General features: G+C 67.3%; 17 protein-coding genes. All 17 read left to right on the top strand.

The window, feature by feature from the left end; genetic code table 11:
- Positions 1 to 326, top strand: a 326-nt coding sequence (locus tag BLQ71_RS23760) for an IS5/IS1182 family transposase (RefSeq protein WP_074623505.1), incomplete at its 5' end; no start/stop codon positions are given.
- Positions 327 to 479: 153 nt separating this feature from the next.
- On the top strand, positions 480 to 1322 hold the full coding sequence (locus BLQ71_RS23755; RefSeq protein WP_074623504.1) for a head maturation protease, ClpP-related: 843 nt from the start codon (positions 480 to 482) through the stop codon (positions 1320 to 1322).
- A 15-nt stretch (positions 1323 to 1337) separates the two neighbouring features.
- Entirely contained in the window at positions 1338 to 2630 is a 1293-nt protein-coding gene (locus tag BLQ71_RS23750) for a phage major capsid protein (RefSeq protein WP_074623503.1), read from the top strand.
- A 70-nt stretch (positions 2631 to 2700) separates the two neighbouring features.
- Positions 2701 to 3012: a hypothetical protein gene (locus BLQ71_RS23745; protein ID WP_074623502.1), complete on the top strand. Its 312-nt coding sequence runs from the start codon at positions 2701 to 2703 to the stop codon at positions 3010 to 3012.
- 6 nt (positions 3013 to 3018) lie between these two features.
- Positions 3019 to 3591 (top strand): head-tail connector protein, encoded by a 573-nt coding sequence (locus BLQ71_RS23740; protein WP_043145014.1) that lies wholly within the window; start codon positions 3019 to 3021, stop codon positions 3589 to 3591.
- Positions 3588 to 3929 carry a phage head completion protein gene (locus BLQ71_RS23735; RefSeq protein ID WP_074623501.1) on the top strand — a complete coding sequence of 114 codons (342 nt, stop codon included), beginning with the start codon at positions 3588 to 3590 and terminating at the stop codon, positions 3927 to 3929. Before BLQ71_RS23740 ends, BLQ71_RS23735 begins: the two co-directional genes overlap by 4 nt.
- Entirely contained in the window at positions 3926 to 4378 is a 453-nt protein-coding gene (locus BLQ71_RS23730; protein ID WP_074623500.1) for a hypothetical protein, read from the top strand. The genes BLQ71_RS23735 and BLQ71_RS23730 overlap by 4 nt, the downstream gene beginning before the upstream one ends.
- A gap of 4 nt (positions 4379 to 4382) precedes the next feature.
- Positions 4383 to 4517 carry a hypothetical protein gene (locus BLQ71_RS27015; protein WP_263281714.1) on the top strand — a complete coding sequence of 45 codons (135 nt, stop codon included), beginning with the start codon at positions 4383 to 4385 and terminating at the stop codon, positions 4515 to 4517.
- Positions 4517 to 4870: a hypothetical protein gene (locus BLQ71_RS23725; RefSeq protein ID WP_074623499.1), complete on the top strand. Its 354-nt coding sequence runs from the start codon at positions 4517 to 4519 to the stop codon at positions 4868 to 4870. Before BLQ71_RS27015 ends, BLQ71_RS23725 begins: the two co-directional genes overlap by 1 nt.
- Before the next feature lie 43 nt (positions 4871 to 4913).
- Positions 4914 to 5354 carry a phage tail protein gene (locus tag BLQ71_RS23720; RefSeq protein ID WP_074623498.1) on the top strand — a complete coding sequence of 147 codons (441 nt, stop codon included), beginning with the start codon at positions 4914 to 4916 and terminating at the stop codon, positions 5352 to 5354.
- A complete protein-coding gene (locus BLQ71_RS23715; protein ID WP_074623497.1) occupies positions 5354 to 5701 on the top strand; it encodes a hypothetical protein in 348 nt (115 codons plus the stop codon). Before BLQ71_RS23720 ends, BLQ71_RS23715 begins: the two co-directional genes overlap by 1 nt.
- A 41-nt stretch (positions 5702 to 5742) precedes the next feature.
- Positions 5743 to 6021 (top strand): hypothetical protein, encoded by a 279-nt coding sequence (locus BLQ71_RS23710; protein WP_074623496.1) that lies wholly within the window; start codon positions 5743 to 5745, stop codon positions 6019 to 6021.
- Entirely contained in the window at positions 6011 to 8287 is a 2277-nt protein-coding gene (locus BLQ71_RS23705; protein WP_074623495.1) for a phage tail tape measure protein, read from the top strand. Before BLQ71_RS23710 ends, BLQ71_RS23705 begins: the two co-directional genes overlap by 11 nt.
- Entirely contained in the window at positions 8287 to 8937 is a 651-nt protein-coding gene (locus BLQ71_RS23700; protein ID WP_074623494.1) for a hypothetical protein, read from the top strand. The genes BLQ71_RS23705 and BLQ71_RS23700 overlap by 1 nt, the downstream gene beginning before the upstream one ends.
- A complete protein-coding gene (locus BLQ71_RS23695) occupies positions 8934 to 9602 on the top strand; it encodes a hypothetical protein (protein ID WP_074623493.1) in 669 nt (222 codons plus the stop codon). The genes BLQ71_RS23700 and BLQ71_RS23695 overlap by 4 nt, the downstream gene beginning before the upstream one ends.
- Positions 9595 to 10002, top strand: a complete 408-nt coding sequence (locus tag BLQ71_RS23690; RefSeq protein ID WP_043145022.1) for a DUF6950 family protein — start codon at positions 9595 to 9597, stop codon at positions 10000 to 10002. The genes BLQ71_RS23695 and BLQ71_RS23690 overlap by 8 nt, the downstream gene beginning before the upstream one ends.
- Positions 9999 to 13928: a phage tail protein gene (locus BLQ71_RS23685; protein ID WP_074623492.1), complete on the top strand. Its 3930-nt coding sequence runs from the start codon at positions 9999 to 10001 to the stop codon at positions 13926 to 13928. Before BLQ71_RS23690 ends, BLQ71_RS23685 begins: the two co-directional genes overlap by 4 nt.
- The last annotated feature ends 28 nt before the right edge of the window (positions 13929 to 13956 follow it).

The raw sequence follows: 13956 nt of genomic DNA, 5'->3' as shown, positions 1-13956 counted from the left end.
CCGGTCCCGTCAGCGATTACGTCGGGGCGCGTGCGCTCGTCAGCGGGCTGCCCAACGTGAAATGGCTTCTCGGAGACCGTGGCTACGATGCCGACTGGTTCAGAGAAGCTTTGCAGGACAAGAAGATACGCCCCTGCATCCCGGGCCGGAAGAAACGGAAGACGCCGGTAAAGTATGACAAACGGCGATACAAACGCCGTAATCGCATCGAGATCATGTTCGGCAGGCTCAAGGACTGGCGGCGCGTTGCGACACGCTACGACCGATGCCCGCAGACCTTCTTCTCGGCGATAGCTCTCGCCGCGACCGTCATCTTCTGGCTTTGAGGGAGAACGAGTCCTGAGCCTAGCGGCACCATGACCGCAAACGAGCGGCGCGAGCGCCTCGGCCTCGAGCCTCACAGCGACCCGCAGGCAAACGACCTCCTCGGTCAAACCGCCCTGGCCCCGCTGCGCGATCTCACCAAAGAGGATTAACCCATGCCCGACATGCCGCCCCTGACCCTGGGCGCGCGCCCTGACGTGCGCGCCGATATCACGACCCGCGCAATCAATAGCTGGGATGCGTCCCTGCGCGCGGCGGTCGAGGATGAGGCCTCGATCTCGATCCTCGATCCCATCGGCGCCGACATGTGGGGCGAGGGTGTGACCGCCAAGCGGATCGAGGGCGCCCTGCGCCGGATCGGCGGCCGCGCGGTCACGGTCAAGATCAACTCGCCCGGCGGCGACGTTTTCGAGGGCGGGGCGATCTATGAGCTCCTGCGCCAGCATAGCCGCGACCGTGGCCCGGTCTCGGTGCATGTCCTGGGGCTGGCGGGCTCGGCCGCCTCGATCATCGCAATGGCGGGCGATGAGGTGCTGATCGGCCGCTCGGCTTTCTTCATGATCCATAATTCCTGGGTGATCGCGGCCGGGAACCGCAACACCTTTGCCGAGGTGGCCGAGTGGCTGGCGCCTTTCGATGAAGCGATGGCCGAGGTCTACACGGCGCGCACCGGCCAGGACCGCGACAAGATCGCGGCCATGATGGACCGCGAAACCTGGCTGACGGCCGCCCGTTCGGTCGAGCTGGGCTTTGCCGATGGCTACCTCGACGGTTCCGAGGTGGCCCATGCGGGCGCGGATGCGGCGGCACGCGAACACCTGCGCGCCGAGAAGCGTTTTGACCTGGTGGCCGCGCGGGCGGGCATCGGGCGCAATGACGCGCGGGGCCTCCTGCGCGATCTGAAAGGTGACTTGCCTGGTGCGGTCACAACCGGCTTGCCTGGCGCGGCCGATATCGAGGCCGAGCTCGCGGAGCTCCTGGCCGATCTCAAATCCTGAAAATCGGAGAACGATATGAAACACGTTCCTTTCAGCGTCATGGCCTCGGCCATGATCGCCAGCGCGCCGGCCGGTGTCCTGGGCAATCCCCGCGCCGATGCGGGCAACGTCGCGCAACTCCTCAAGGATGTGCGCGCCGAGGTGGGCGGCCTGCGCGACGATGTGATGAAAAAGGCCGAGGCTGCGGTCAAACAGGCCGAGAAGGGCGAGGCCCTCTCGACCGAGCTCAAGGCGCAGATCGATGAGATCATGCCCAAATTCAACGAGGCCACCCAGGCGCAGGCCAAGCTCGAGGGCCAGCTCCTGGCGCTCGAGGCGCGCACGCTGGATGTTGAGCAGCTCGCGGCCTCGGGCGGTCGCGGCGGCCAGGCGCAGCTTTCGGTCGGCGCCGAGGTGGCGCAAAGCGATGAGCTCAAGGCTTATGTCGAGGGCGGCCTGCAAGGGTCTTTCACCTTCAAGCCGCAGGCGGCGATCACCACCGTGGACACCTCGGGCGCGGCCTGGTCCGAACGCGAGACCACGCCGGTGAACATGGCGCGCCGCGCCCTGCGCATCCGTGGCTTGCTCAATGTCGTGAACACCGGCGCCAGCGTGATCGAGTACGCCAAGCAAACCACCCGCACGGACAACACCGGCATGGTGGCCGAGGGGGGCACCATCCCTGCCGGTGATCTTGGCTGGACGCAAACCGAGGTGAATGTGCGCAAGATCGCGGAATCGATCCCGGTTTCGGATGAGGCAATTGCCGATATCGCGCGCCTGCAAGGCGAGATCGATGGCGAGTTGCGCTATGCCCTGAATTTCAAAGAGGAGACGCAAATCCTCGCAGGTGACGGCACCGGGCAAAACCTCTCGGGCCTCATCACCGAGGCCACCGCCTTCTCTGCGGCCGCGGGCCTGCCCGATACCAACCGTATCGAGCGCCTGCGCCTCGCCATGCTGCAAGTCGTGCTGAACGATTACGCCGCGGATGCGCTGGTGCTGAACCCGACCGACTGGGCGGCCATCGAGCTGACCAAGGACAGCCAGGGCCGTTTCATCATCGGCAACGCGGACAGCCCTGCCGGCCCGAGCCTGTGGCGCCTGCCCGTGGTCGAAAGCAACAGCATGACCGTCGGCTCCTGGCTGGTCGGTGCACTGGCGATGGCGGCGACGCTCTACGACCGCCAGGAAACCGAGGTTCTGATCTCTTCGGAGCATTCCGACAACTTCACCAAGGGCATGAAAACCGTGAAGGCGAGCAAGCGGGTGGCCCTGGCGGTCAAGCGCCCGGCCTCGCTGGTGACGGGTGATTTCACCTTCATCTGATCCTTGTGATCGCAGCAGCCTTGGGCGGTGATCCGCCCCAGGCCCGCAACCCCTGACAGGAGGCCCCGACATGGCCGAGAATTTCCTGCGCATGACGCGCACGCAAACCGGCGATGCCGGCACGTTTCACGCGGGCCGCATCTACCGCGAGACCCCGAAAACCGCCAAGACCCTGGCGGCCTATCTCAAGCGCGGCTTTGCCGAGCCGATCACAAAGAAAGAGATCGCAGCCCTCGAGGCGGCCGGCGGGGTGGCCGGGGCCGCGGCCGCAGAGGCCAAGGAAGCCGAGGCCAAGGCGGCGGCCGAAAAGGCGGCAGCGGAAAAGGCCGCGGCAGAAAAGGAAGCTGCCGAGAAGGCGGCGGCCGAGAAGGCCGGGGAATAACCCGCCATGCTCGAGCTCCTGACAGAGCCGGCGGCCGAGGTCATGACCTCGGCCGATCCGATCCTGCGCGCCCAGCTTCGCCTCGAGGAGGGCGAGACCGAGGAGGACGCCTTGATCGATGCGCTGGCGGTTTCGGCGCGGATGCATGTCGAACGCTATGCACGGATCGGGCTTTTGCCGCAGACATGGCGGCTGACGCTGGGCTATTGGCCCGCCTGCGCGCTGGCCTTTCCGCGTGCCCCGGTGCGATCCGTCGAGGCGGTGCGCTACACGCAAAGCGACGGCTCGCAGGCGGTGCTCGATCCGGCCGATTATGAGCTGACAAAAGCCGGCCCGACTGCCGGACTCGCGCCGGCTTTCGGCAAGAGCTGGCCGGCGATCCCGCATCGCGGCCGCGTCGAGATCGATTTCTCGCTCGGCTATGACGATGCCGCCGCGATCCCGGCGCCGATCAAGCAGGCCATCCGCCTCGAGGTCGCGCACCTGTTCGCAAACCGCGAGGCGGTGGCGCAGGGCGGCCTCGCGCCGATCCCGCTGGGCGTTGCCGATCTCCTCGCGCCGTATCGGCTTTTCGTATGAGCGGCGCCGACAAATGGCGGCGCCGCCTGGCCTTTGATGCCCCGGCGGCGCCGACCCGCAACGCCTTTGGCGAGGATGTGCCGGGCGGCTGGACGGAAAGCCATGTCACCCGTGGTGACCTAATCTATCAGGCCGGCAGCGAGGCCATCGCGGCCGCGCGCTATGCCGGGCGCCAGGTGCTCAAGGTGAAAATCCGCACCGGCACCGGCGCCCGCGCCATCAAGGTGGGCTGGCGGATGCGCCTTCTCGCGAATGGCACGACATGGGATGTCAAGGAAGTGGACGCGATCACGCAACGCGCTTTCGTGTTCCTGGTGATCGAGGGGCCGGTTTCGTGACCGTCAAGCTCGACGTGAAAGGCTTTCGCGAGATCGAGAAGGCCCTCGCAAAGCTGCCCGCCTCGACGGCCAAGGGGGTGGCAAAGCGCGCCATGCGCGCCGAGCTCAAGCCCGTGGCCTCGATGGCAAACGCGCTTTGGCCGGGCGCGGATGATGATGTTTTCAAGGTGGGCAGCAAGGTCAAGTGTGGCCAGCCGCAGCCAAAGCGCGGCCGGTCGATTGTCAACTTGCATGTGGGGGCGGTGAACAAGCCCGAGGCGCACCTGATCGAATGGGGCACCGGCCCGCGCAAGCATGAAAGCGGCAAATACGTGGGCGCCGTTGCGCCGCACGCGATGCTCGGCCCAGCCTGGGACGCGAACCGGCACGGGATGCTCGAGGGCCTCGGCGCGCGGCTCTGGGATGAGATCGCCAAGACGATGGCCCGCCGCGCAGCAAAGGGGAAATGACGCAATGGCAATCGCAAGAATTACGGTTACGCCGCGGCGCTGGTGGACATGCACCGGGCTTGTCGGCGCTGCCCTGGCCGCGGGCGGGCTCAAGCTGGGCCTGCCCCTGCGCTTCTTCTGCAAGATCAAGGTTGACTGATGGAAGAGGAGCTTCTCGCGCTCCTCTCGGGCGCCGTGGCCTGGCGGGTTTCCTGGGGCGCCCTGGGCGAGGATGACAGCCTGCCGCGCGCCGCGATCTACCGGCAGGGCGGTGAGCGCGATCATACGATGCGCGGCCCGGCGGGCATGACCTCGCGCGTTCAAATCGACTGCTACGGCAAGACCTTTGAGCAGGCCATCGGCGCAAGCCGTGACTTGCGCCAGGCGCTCGAGGGCTACCGGGGTGGTGTGATCCTCGGCGCCTTTCTCAAATCGGTGCGGGATGACCTGCCCGAGGACGTGGGGCCCCTGCGCCGCGTCTCGATGATCTTCTCGGTGGTGCACCGGGATTAACCCCGCGGGCCTTGCCCGCATTTCCTGACAAGAGGAGAGCCAAATGGCTGAATCTGTTTCTACCATCGGCTACGGCGACAAGCTGGAATGGTCGACCGATGGCGGCACCACCTGGACGGAGGTTGCCGAGCTGAAAACCTGCGACGTGCCCGCGCATTCGGTCGAGAAGGTCGAGCGCACGCATATGAGCTCGCCGGGGCGTACCAAGGAATACACGCCGGGCCTGCGCGATCCGCAGGACGTGGCCTTTGCCTTCAACTTCAACAGCACGGATTATGCTGCGCTCTACGCGCTCGAGACCGCGGGCACGGTGGCGGACTGGCGGCACACGCTGGCGACCGAGGACGGCACCGCCACCGGGGCGATCTATGAATATTCCGGCTTTGTCGAGCTGGCGGGCGGCACCCGTGAGGTCGAGGGCGTGGCCGAGGTCACGGCCACGATCAAGCGCACCGGCGTTGCGACCTTCACGGCGGCCGCCTGATGCTGGGCGAGGTTCCCCTGGGCGAGGGTGAAAATCGCCAGGTGCTCAAGCTCTCGGCTTCGGCAATGGTGCGGCTCGAGCGGGCGAATGATGCCGGCATCGACAAGGTGCTTGCCGGGCTGCAACCGGACACCGATGGGTTTTCCGTGGGCCGCTTCGTCGGTCTCTTTGCCGAGCTCCTCAACGCCGGCAAGGGCGCCAGCGAGGAGGAGGCGCTCGACCTCATCGACGCGGTGGGCTTTGCGCCGGCCGTGGCGGCATTCGAGGAGGCTTGCGAGGCCGCATTCCCCCAGGAAGCGCCGGGAAAGCCGACCCCCCAGGGCAAGCGGAAACCGGCTCGCAAGTAAGCGGGCGGCGCCAGGACTTCGGGCGCCTTCTCGAGCATTGGGTGGCGGCGGGGCAAGACCCCGCCGCGCTCTGGGGGTACTGCCCGCGCGAGATCGATCACATTCTGCGCGGGGCGGCTTATCGCGATCAGGCCCAGGCCTGGCTTGTGGGCCGGTATGGGGCGGTGGGTTTCCACCAGCCGCAGGACTACCCGAACGCGCCCAAGCTGATCGATTACGCCCCGCCCGCCTCGGGCGTCGAGGCCGAGATCGCCGCGATCCGCCGGCGTGTGCGGATCGAACACGACACCAGACAAGCGAGGGGCCGCAATGGCAATTGAGATCGGCGCGCTGCGCGCGCTTCTGAGCCTCGATAGCGCCGCATTCGAACGCGGCGCCAAGCGTGCCGAGGCCAGCATGAACGGGCTGCAACGCTCGCTGAAAGCGGCCTCTCGCAAGCTCGGCGGGATCGGCAAGAAACTGACCACCCGCGTGACCTTGCCGATTGTCGGGATCGGCGCCGCGGCGGTCAAAAGCTCTCTCGCGACCATCGACGCACAAAGCAAGATGGCGCAGAGCCTTGGCGCCTCTACGGCGGCGGTGCAGGTGCTTTCCCGCGCCGCGGATCGCGCGGGCCTCTCGAGCGGTGAGCTTGAACAGGTCGCGCGGCAGCTCACGAAACGGCTTTCCCAGGTGGCGGCCACTGGCAAGGGGCCGGCGGCCGATGCGCTCAAGCGGCTGGGGATCAGGGCGGCCGATCTGGCGGAAATGGACCTAGACCAGAAAATCGGGTTCCTGAACAAGGCGATTGCCGAGACCATCCCCGAGGCCGAGCGCGCGGCCATTTCGATGGCGCTTTTCGGATCGCGCGCGGGGCTTGTGGCCGGCCGCCTGGACGCGGCGACCATCGAGGCGGCGCGCAAGGAAATGGAAAAATTCGGCGTTGTCGTGAGCGAGGTTGACGCCGACGCCATCGAAACCGCGAACGATGCGATTTCCGGCCTGGGGCTGGTGGCCCGTGGCCTGGGAAATCAGCTTGCGGTCGCCCTGACGCCGACGCTCAACGCGATTGCCGAGACGCTGGCGAATTGGGCCGCGAAATTCTCGGCCCTCGACCCCAGGATGAAAGCGATCATCGCCGGGGTGGTGGCCTTTGCCGCTGCCGCCGGGCCGCTGGCAATGGGTCTCGGCTTTGTCGCCGCGGGCCTTGCCGCGCTGGCCTCGCCCATCGGCCTAGTGATCGTGGGGCTCATCGCGGTGGCCGCGGCGGCCGCCTATGTGGCGAGCAATTGGGACACGATCAAGCGCGATTACCCCGCCACCGCTTCGGCGCTCGAGGCGGTGGGCGCCGCGGCCAAGGATATCGGCAGCGGCATGGCCGACGCGATCAAGCGCGCATTCGAGGCGGGCGAGACCATGCTGCGCGGCGGGATTTCGACCTATCAGGCGCTTGTCGATGGCGATCTCAAGGCCGCTTTCGAGGGGATCAAGACCGTGGCCGGCGCCGCGGTTTCCGCGGCAATCGCGCAGCTCGACCTTTTCACGCTGGGCGGCGCCTCGGCCCTGAAGGATGCGATCATCGGCATGGGTGCCAAGATCGAGGAGTTCCTGCCGGGCCTGGTCGAGAAGGCGCGCAGCATCGGCACCAAGATCAAGGCGGCCGTCACGGAAAAGGTGCCGGATTTCATCCTCGCCGGGATGGATATTGCCAAGGCGATTGCCGAGGGCCTGCGGGAAATGATCGGCCGCGCGGTCGATTACGTCAAAGACCTCGGCCCCAAGATCGTGGCGGCAATCAAGGAAATGGCCGAATCGGTGATCGCGGCGGCAAAGCAGCTCGGGACCGATCTGGTCGAGGGGATCAGGCTTGGCATTGCCGAGAAGATCGAGACCGCCAAGGCGGCGATCCGCAATGCCTTTACCGGGGTGATCGGCACCGCGAAAGAGACCGTTGACAGTCACTCGCCCTCGCGGGTGTTCATGCAGATCGGCCGCGACCTGATGGACGGCGCGCGGATCGGGATCGATGAGAAGGCGCCCGAGGCCGCCCGCGCCGCCGCCCGTGCCGGCGAGGCGGCAACCAAGGCGATGGATCAGGCGGTTGAGGCCGCGGGGCCGTCGCAGCTCGAGGTCTATATCGGGCGGATTTCCGACGCGATGGCACAGGCCATTGTGGACGGCAAGAGCATGGGCGACGCGCTGCGCCAGGTGTTCAAGCAGATCGCCAAAGACCTGATTGCATCCGGTATCCGCAAGCTGATCGGCGGCTTGTTCGGGGGGCTCCTCGGCGGCGGCGGCGGCGCGGGCATCTTTGGCGGCTTCAAAGGGTTCTTTGCCAAGGGCGGCACGCTTGGGGCGGGCGAATGGGGCATCGCCGGTGAGGCCGGCCCCGAGCCAGTGGTCGGGCCTGCGCGGATCATCCCTAACAGCGCGATGAGCCAGGGCGGCGGATCGATGGCGATCAGCGTCACGGTGAGCGGCGCGCGCGGAAATGCGGAGATCGAGGAAATGGTGCAACGGGGCGTGCAAGGTGGGCTTGCGCAATATGACCGCATTTTGCCCGACCGGGTGGCGGCGATCCGGCGTGACCCGCGGGTGCGCTACTGATGGCGATCACATTTCCGCTCGGCGCGCCGACCTTCTGGGATGGCCTGCGCATCGCTTCGCTTTCGTTTCGCCTGGGCGAGGCGATGAGCGTTTCGGAAACCGGCGGCGGCGAGGTGCTGGCCGCGCGCATGGGCACCCGGCTCTGGTCGGGTGAGGCCCGCATCCCGCCGGCCGAGGATCAGGATCAGACGCTTGCCCTGATCGACCTGATCCGCCAGCCCGGTGCGCCCTTCATGGTCTATGACCGGCGCCGGGAGTTTGCCCAGGCCGATCCCGATGGCGCGATACAGGGCGCCGCGGTTTGCCGCGTGGCAAGCGTGGCGAGCAACGCCCGCGAAATGACCCTCACCGATCTGCCGTCCGGTTATGTGCTGACGCCGGGCGATCATCTTTCGATTTCCTACGGCTCGACCCCGATCCGGTATTTCCTGGCGCGGGTGGTGACGGGCGGAACCTTTGTCGGCGCGCCGGCGCAAGTGACCGTCGAGGTGGTGCCGGGCATCCCCGAGGCGGTGGCGGCCGATGACGTGGTGCGGCTGATCCAACCGATCTGCAAGGCGGTCTATGTGCCCGACAGTTTCAGCGGCGTCTCGCGCGATCTGGTGCTCGACAGCGGCTTTTCGTTCAAGTGGAGGCAAACCCTGCGATGACCTATCCCGTTGTGGCGCGCGGTGCGCTTGCGCTCGAGGTGCTGATCTGGATCGAGGCCAAGGATCGCGAGACCGGGACGCCGCAGGCGATGGGCCTGCATACCGGCCTCGAGGATCGGGCCTTTGTGATCGATGGCGATCAGCGGACATACACCGGCGCCGGGGCCGTGCTCGAGGTGGCCGACCTGGTATCGCAGGTGGGCCTCGGGGTGCAGATGCAGACCGCGGGCCTGGCTCTTGTCACCGATGAGGTGCAACAGCTCATCCGGGGATATGACGCCCGGCAGGCGCCGGTCGAAATGCACCTCGCGCGCTTCGATCCCGAGACAAACGCCCTGATCGAGATTACCCGCGTTTTCAAGGGCTGGCTCGATGAGGCCACGCTGCGCGAGGGCGTCAAGAATGGCGAGGCCTCGCTCTCGGCCCGCCTGGCAAGCTCGGCCCGCGCCCTGACCCGCCGCGTGCCGCTGCGGCGGTCTGATGAGGCGCACCGCGCGACCCATGCCGGGGATCGGTTCTTTCGCTATGCGGACGTGTCCGGGGCCGTGGGTGTCTGGTGGGGCATGAAGCGCGGCGGCGGCAAGGGCGGGGGCCAGTCGTTTGCCGAGAAGCTGGCAGGCATTTCGTCCCGCTTGGAAAACCGGGGGGGCACGGCCGATGGTTGAGCGCCGCAAGGATTGGCGGCCGCGCCTGGCCGCATATCTCGGGGAGGTTGCCCGCCTGCGGTTCCGGCCCGGCGAGCATGATTGCGCCCTGTTCGCGGCCGGGGCCGTCGAGGCCATGACCGGCACCGACCTGGCGGCGGGGTGGCGCCGCACCTATCGCACGCTCGAGGATGGCCTCGCGCTCCTGGCGCAGGAGGGGCACGGCGATCATGTGGCGCTTGCCGCCGCGCACCTCGAGGAGGTCGCGCCGATCCGCGCCCAGGTGGGCGATGTGGCGGCCGTGCGTGAAGGCGAGGCGCTGGCCCTGGGGATCGTGCAGGGGCCGTCAATCTATGTGCTGCGGCCCTCGGGCCTGGGCCTTGTGCCCCTGACAGATGCAGAAAGGGCGTTCCGCGTATGATCCGCCTCAATATCCTTGTTTTGGCGCTGGCCTTCCTGGTGGTGGGCGCCGATCCGGCCGCGGCCGAGCCGGTCAGTGCGGCGATTGCCGCGGTCGGCTCCTGGTTCGCGGGGCTTGGCGTGATCGGCCAGGCGCTTGTGCGGCTGGCCGTGGGCCTTGTCCTGTCCAAGCTGACGCAGGCCAAGCTCAAGGCGCCCGAGGCGGCGGGCGGCCTCAAGACGGAGGCCACGCTCACCGGGGGTGACAATTCCGAGGGTTTCGTGCTGGGGCGCTATGCCACCGCCGGCGCCTTTGTCGCGCCCCCCCTGAGCTGGGGCTCGCGCCGCGCGCAACTGGTCTATGTGATCGATCTTGGCCTGCCGGGGCAGGTGGTGTCCGGCATCTATGTCAACGGCGAGCGCCAGGCGTGGAGCGGTGTGCAGGACGGTAAGGGCCGCGGCGAGCTGAACACGGGCGGCGCCTATGATGGCCGGGTGTGTCGTTATCTCTATGACGGCACGCAAACCGCCGCCTCGCCCTATCTCCTCAACCGCCTGGGCAGTGATCCAGACTTCCCTTGGACCCCCGACATGGTGGGCAAGGGGCGATCCTATGCGGTCCTGACGTTTATCCTGGACAAGGGCGACAAGGCCAAGTTTTCCGGCCTGCCGACCGTGCTTTTCGAGATCGAGGGCCTGCCGCTCTACGACCCGCGCAAGGATGGCAGCGCGGGCGGTTTCGGGGCGCATCGCTGGAATGACCCCGCGACCTGGGAGCCGACCGAAAACCCGGCCGTGATGATCTACAATATCCTGCGCGGGATCGCCTTGCCGAACGGGGCCACCTGGGGCGGGCGCGCCACGGCCGAGGATTTGCCCCTGGCGACCTGGGCCGCGGCGATGAATGAATGCGACCTGTCCGTGACCGTCGAGGGCGGCGGCACCGAGCCGCAATATCGCGCCGGCACCGAGGTGCGCGTGGCGCAGGATGAGCCGGCGCAGGTGATCGAGGATCTTCTGGCATCCTGTTCGGGTGAGCTGGTCGAGGAGGGGGGCACCTGGTATATCCAGATCGGCGCGCCCGCCCTGCCGTCCTATTTCTTCACCGATGCGGACGTGGTGATCTCTCGCCCGCAGGAGCTTGACCCGTTCCCCGGCCTGGCGGACACGACCAACGCCGTGGCGATCACCTATCCCGAGCCGGTGATGGCCTGGCAGACGAAAGAGGCGCCGACCGTCCTGCGGCCCGATCTCGAGCTCGAGGACGATGGCCGCCGGCAGATCGCAAGCCTGCCCCTGCCGACCTGTCCGCACGCGATCCAAGCGCAGCGCCTCGCCAAGAGTTACCTCGAGGATGCCCGCCGGTTCCGGGTGCACCGCCTGACCCTGCCGCCGGATGCGGCGCATGTGCCGCCGCTTTCAACCGTGGCCTGGACCAGCGCCCGCAACGGCTATGCGGCCAAGCTGTTCGAGGTGCAAAAGAAACAGGTGCAACTGCGCACGCTCCTGACACAGGTGGCCGTGCGCGAGCGCGACCCCGGCGATTACGATTGGAGCGCCGCGGATCAACTGCCCTATGACGTGCCCCCGGCCACGGTCACGACGCCTGAGCCCTACGCGCTCGAGGGGCTTTCGGTTGTCGCCGGTGCGATTTCTGACGGCACCACGGGCCGCCGCCCGGCGGTGATCGCGACCTGGACCGAGGACGGCGCCGGGGGCGTCGATTACGAGGTGAGGCTTTCCGGCGGCGAGGTGATCACCCAGGGCCGCGCCCCGGCCGAGGCCGCGCGCCTGGTGGTGGCCGAGGGCGTTCTGCCGGCCACCGATTACGAGGCCCGCCTGCGCCCCGCCGGCGAGGAGGAGCTCTTTGACTGGTCCGATTGGCTCGAGGTCACGACGCCCGATCTGCGCCTGACCGAGGCCGACCTGGCCGATACCCTTGCGGGCAAGATCGATGAGGCCCTTGACCGCCACGACGCGGCGCTTGCCGATGCAACCGGCGTGATTGCCGAGCTGCGGGACGCGGCCGAGGCCAGCTTTGGCCTGCTCGACCGCCCCACCGCCCTGGCCGACGATATCCCCCGGCTCGAGACCGGCCTCGAGGAGGCTTATCAGCGGCTCATGGGGCTGGAATGGGCGCAGTTCGGCACCAACAAGACACTTGCCGGCGCGGGCATCTTTGTGGACAGCGAGACCGGCGCGGTGCGGATCGCCGCATTCGAGCGCGCGGAGGCCCGCGTCTCGAATGTCGAGATCAACCTCTCGGCCGTCGAGGCAGCGCTCGAGCTCAAGGCAACGGTGGCCTATGTCAACGACACGGTGAGCCAGGCGATTTCCGAGGCGGTGCTCGACCCCTCTCAAATCCCGCTTCTCGATGATCTCGATCTGCGCATCACGGATGCAGAGGTCAGGCTCGACGCGGCCGAGGGTACGATCACCACGCTGACCGATACCCTGACGGTGGCGGGCGGCCTTGTCAGCATGACCACGGTCACGCAGGAGCTCGACAGCCTGCAAGGCCAGATCAACCAGCGCGTGACAACCGCCACGTTCGACGGGCTCGAGGACCGCGTGACCACGGCCGAGGGCAGTCTCACGGCGCTGGGGGATACGGCGGCGATTGCCGATGCGGTCGAGGTGACGCGCCAGCTTTACGACGACAGCGCCGACGACACGCAGCGCCGGATTGCCGATCTCTGGGACCGCTGGACGGGAGACGAGGCCGTGCGCCGCGCGACAGCACAGGGGCGCCGCGATCTCTCGGCGCGGGTGGATGTTGGCCTCGCGGCCGAGGCTTCCGAGCGGCTGGCGCTCAAGGCCGTGCAGGAGGCCACGGCCGCCTCGCTGGTGGAGGAAAGCACGGCGCGCGCGGCAGAGGATGAGGCGCAAGCCGCGTTGATCGCATCGCTGCAAGCGACCCTGACCGGCGCGCAGGGCGAGATCACGGTCAATGCGGGCGCGATCTCTGGCCTCGACACGCGGGTGACGGCGGCCGAGGGTGAGATCACCTCGCAAGCCTCCTCGATCACCTCGCTGCAAGCCGGTGTCTCCGCAGCCCAGGGCGCGGCCGACGCGGCGCAAGCGGATGCGGACGGCAACGCCACGGCGATCTCTGGCCTCGACACGCGGGTGACGGCAACCGAGGGTGAGATCACCTCGCAAGCCTCCTCGATTGTCTCGCTGCAATCGGATGTTGGCGACAACAGCGCGGCGATCACGAACCTGCAAAACACCAAGGTGGACGGAGCGGGCGCGGTCTCGGCGGTCGAGGCAACGATCTCGGCCGAGTATGCCAGTCTTACCGCGATGGCCTCGGCCACCGCCTTTGCCAAGGCCCAGGCGGATGGCATCGCGGCCGGCTATGTCTGGCGGCTGAACGGGCAAAACCTGATCGAGCTGGTGAGCGTGTCAGAGGGCACAAGCGGCCCGGTGAGCACCTACAAGATCGCGGCTGATTATGTCGAGATCACCGGGGTTGCCCAGATCAAGACCGCGGTGCTGGATGAGCTCTTTGCCGATAGTATCGTGACGGGGCGGCTGGAAGTGACCGGCGAGCTGATCGTGCCCGGCGCGGTTTCGGATCAGATTGTGATCGAGGCTCTACCATCGACAAGCATCAACGGAAACAGCCCCATCGTCACCACGGCCCAAATTCCGCAAGCTGCTGCGCAATTGTGGATCGTCGCGGCGGCATTGGAAGTCAGGACCGACGACGCCGGAGGGGTGGATGAGGTTTATCTGCAAGGCCGCGCGAAAGTTGGCGGGGTTTGGTCTGGCTGGGAAACACTGAGCGGCCCGTTTCCGGTCAGCACCGCGTTCACGCCTATAGGGCTTTCGAGCTTGTTCGTGCGCCTCGGGACGGATGTCCAGTTTCGGATTTTCTACAATTCCGTGAACGACGGCGATTATCAAAATCTTGTGCTGCGATGCCAGGCGGTTCTGAAATGACCGGCCGGCCGCACATGACCCTCTGTAA

Origin of the sequence: Antarctobacter albus, from assembly GCF_900101505.1 — a bacterium.
In the GTDB taxonomy this organism is placed as follows: domain Bacteria; phylum Pseudomonadota; class Alphaproteobacteria; order Rhodobacterales; family Rhodobacteraceae; genus Antarctobacter; species Antarctobacter albus.
The sequence above is the reverse complement of the archived record's forward strand: the minus strand, read 5'-3'. Positions and strand labels throughout refer to the sequence as shown.

Coding starts and splice junctions, on each gene's coding strand:
- BLQ71_RS23745 (WP_074623502.1), top strand. CDS start 2,701: ATGGCCGAGAATTTCCTGCGCATGACGCGCACGCAAACCGGCGATGCC.
- BLQ71_RS23685 (WP_074623492.1), top strand. CDS start 9,999: ATGATCCGCCTCAATATCCTTGTTTTGGCGCTGGCCTTCCTGGTGGTG.
- BLQ71_RS23705 (WP_074623495.1), top strand. CDS start 6,011: ATGGCAATTGAGATCGGCGCGCTGCGCGCGCTTCTGAGCCTCGATAGC.
- BLQ71_RS23755 (WP_074623504.1), top strand. CDS start 480: ATGCCCGACATGCCGCCCCTGACCCTGGGCGCGCGCCCTGACGTGCGC.
- BLQ71_RS23720 (WP_074623498.1), top strand. CDS start 4,914: ATGGCTGAATCTGTTTCTACCATCGGCTACGGCGACAAGCTGGAATGG.
- BLQ71_RS27015 (WP_263281714.1), top strand. CDS start 4,383: ATGGCAATCGCAAGAATTACGGTTACGCCGCGGCGCTGGTGGACATGC.
- BLQ71_RS23700 (WP_074623494.1), top strand. CDS start 8,287: ATGGCGATCACATTTCCGCTCGGCGCGCCGACCTTCTGGGATGGCCTG.
- BLQ71_RS23690 (WP_043145022.1), top strand. CDS start 9,595: ATGGTTGAGCGCCGCAAGGATTGGCGGCCGCGCCTGGCCGCATATCTC.
- BLQ71_RS23750 (WP_074623503.1), top strand. CDS start 1,338: ATGAAACACGTTCCTTTCAGCGTCATGGCCTCGGCCATGATCGCCAGC.
- BLQ71_RS23725 (WP_074623499.1), top strand. CDS start 4,517: ATGGAAGAGGAGCTTCTCGCGCTCCTCTCGGGCGCCGTGGCCTGGCGG.
- BLQ71_RS23715 (WP_074623497.1), top strand. CDS start 5,354: ATGCTGGGCGAGGTTCCCCTGGGCGAGGGTGAAAATCGCCAGGTGCTC.
- BLQ71_RS23695 (WP_074623493.1), top strand. CDS start 8,934: ATGACCTATCCCGTTGTGGCGCGCGGTGCGCTTGCGCTCGAGGTGCTG.
- BLQ71_RS23735 (WP_074623501.1), top strand. CDS start 3,588: ATGAGCGGCGCCGACAAATGGCGGCGCCGCCTGGCCTTTGATGCCCCG.
- BLQ71_RS23740 (WP_043145014.1), top strand. CDS start 3,019: ATGCTCGAGCTCCTGACAGAGCCGGCGGCCGAGGTCATGACCTCGGCC.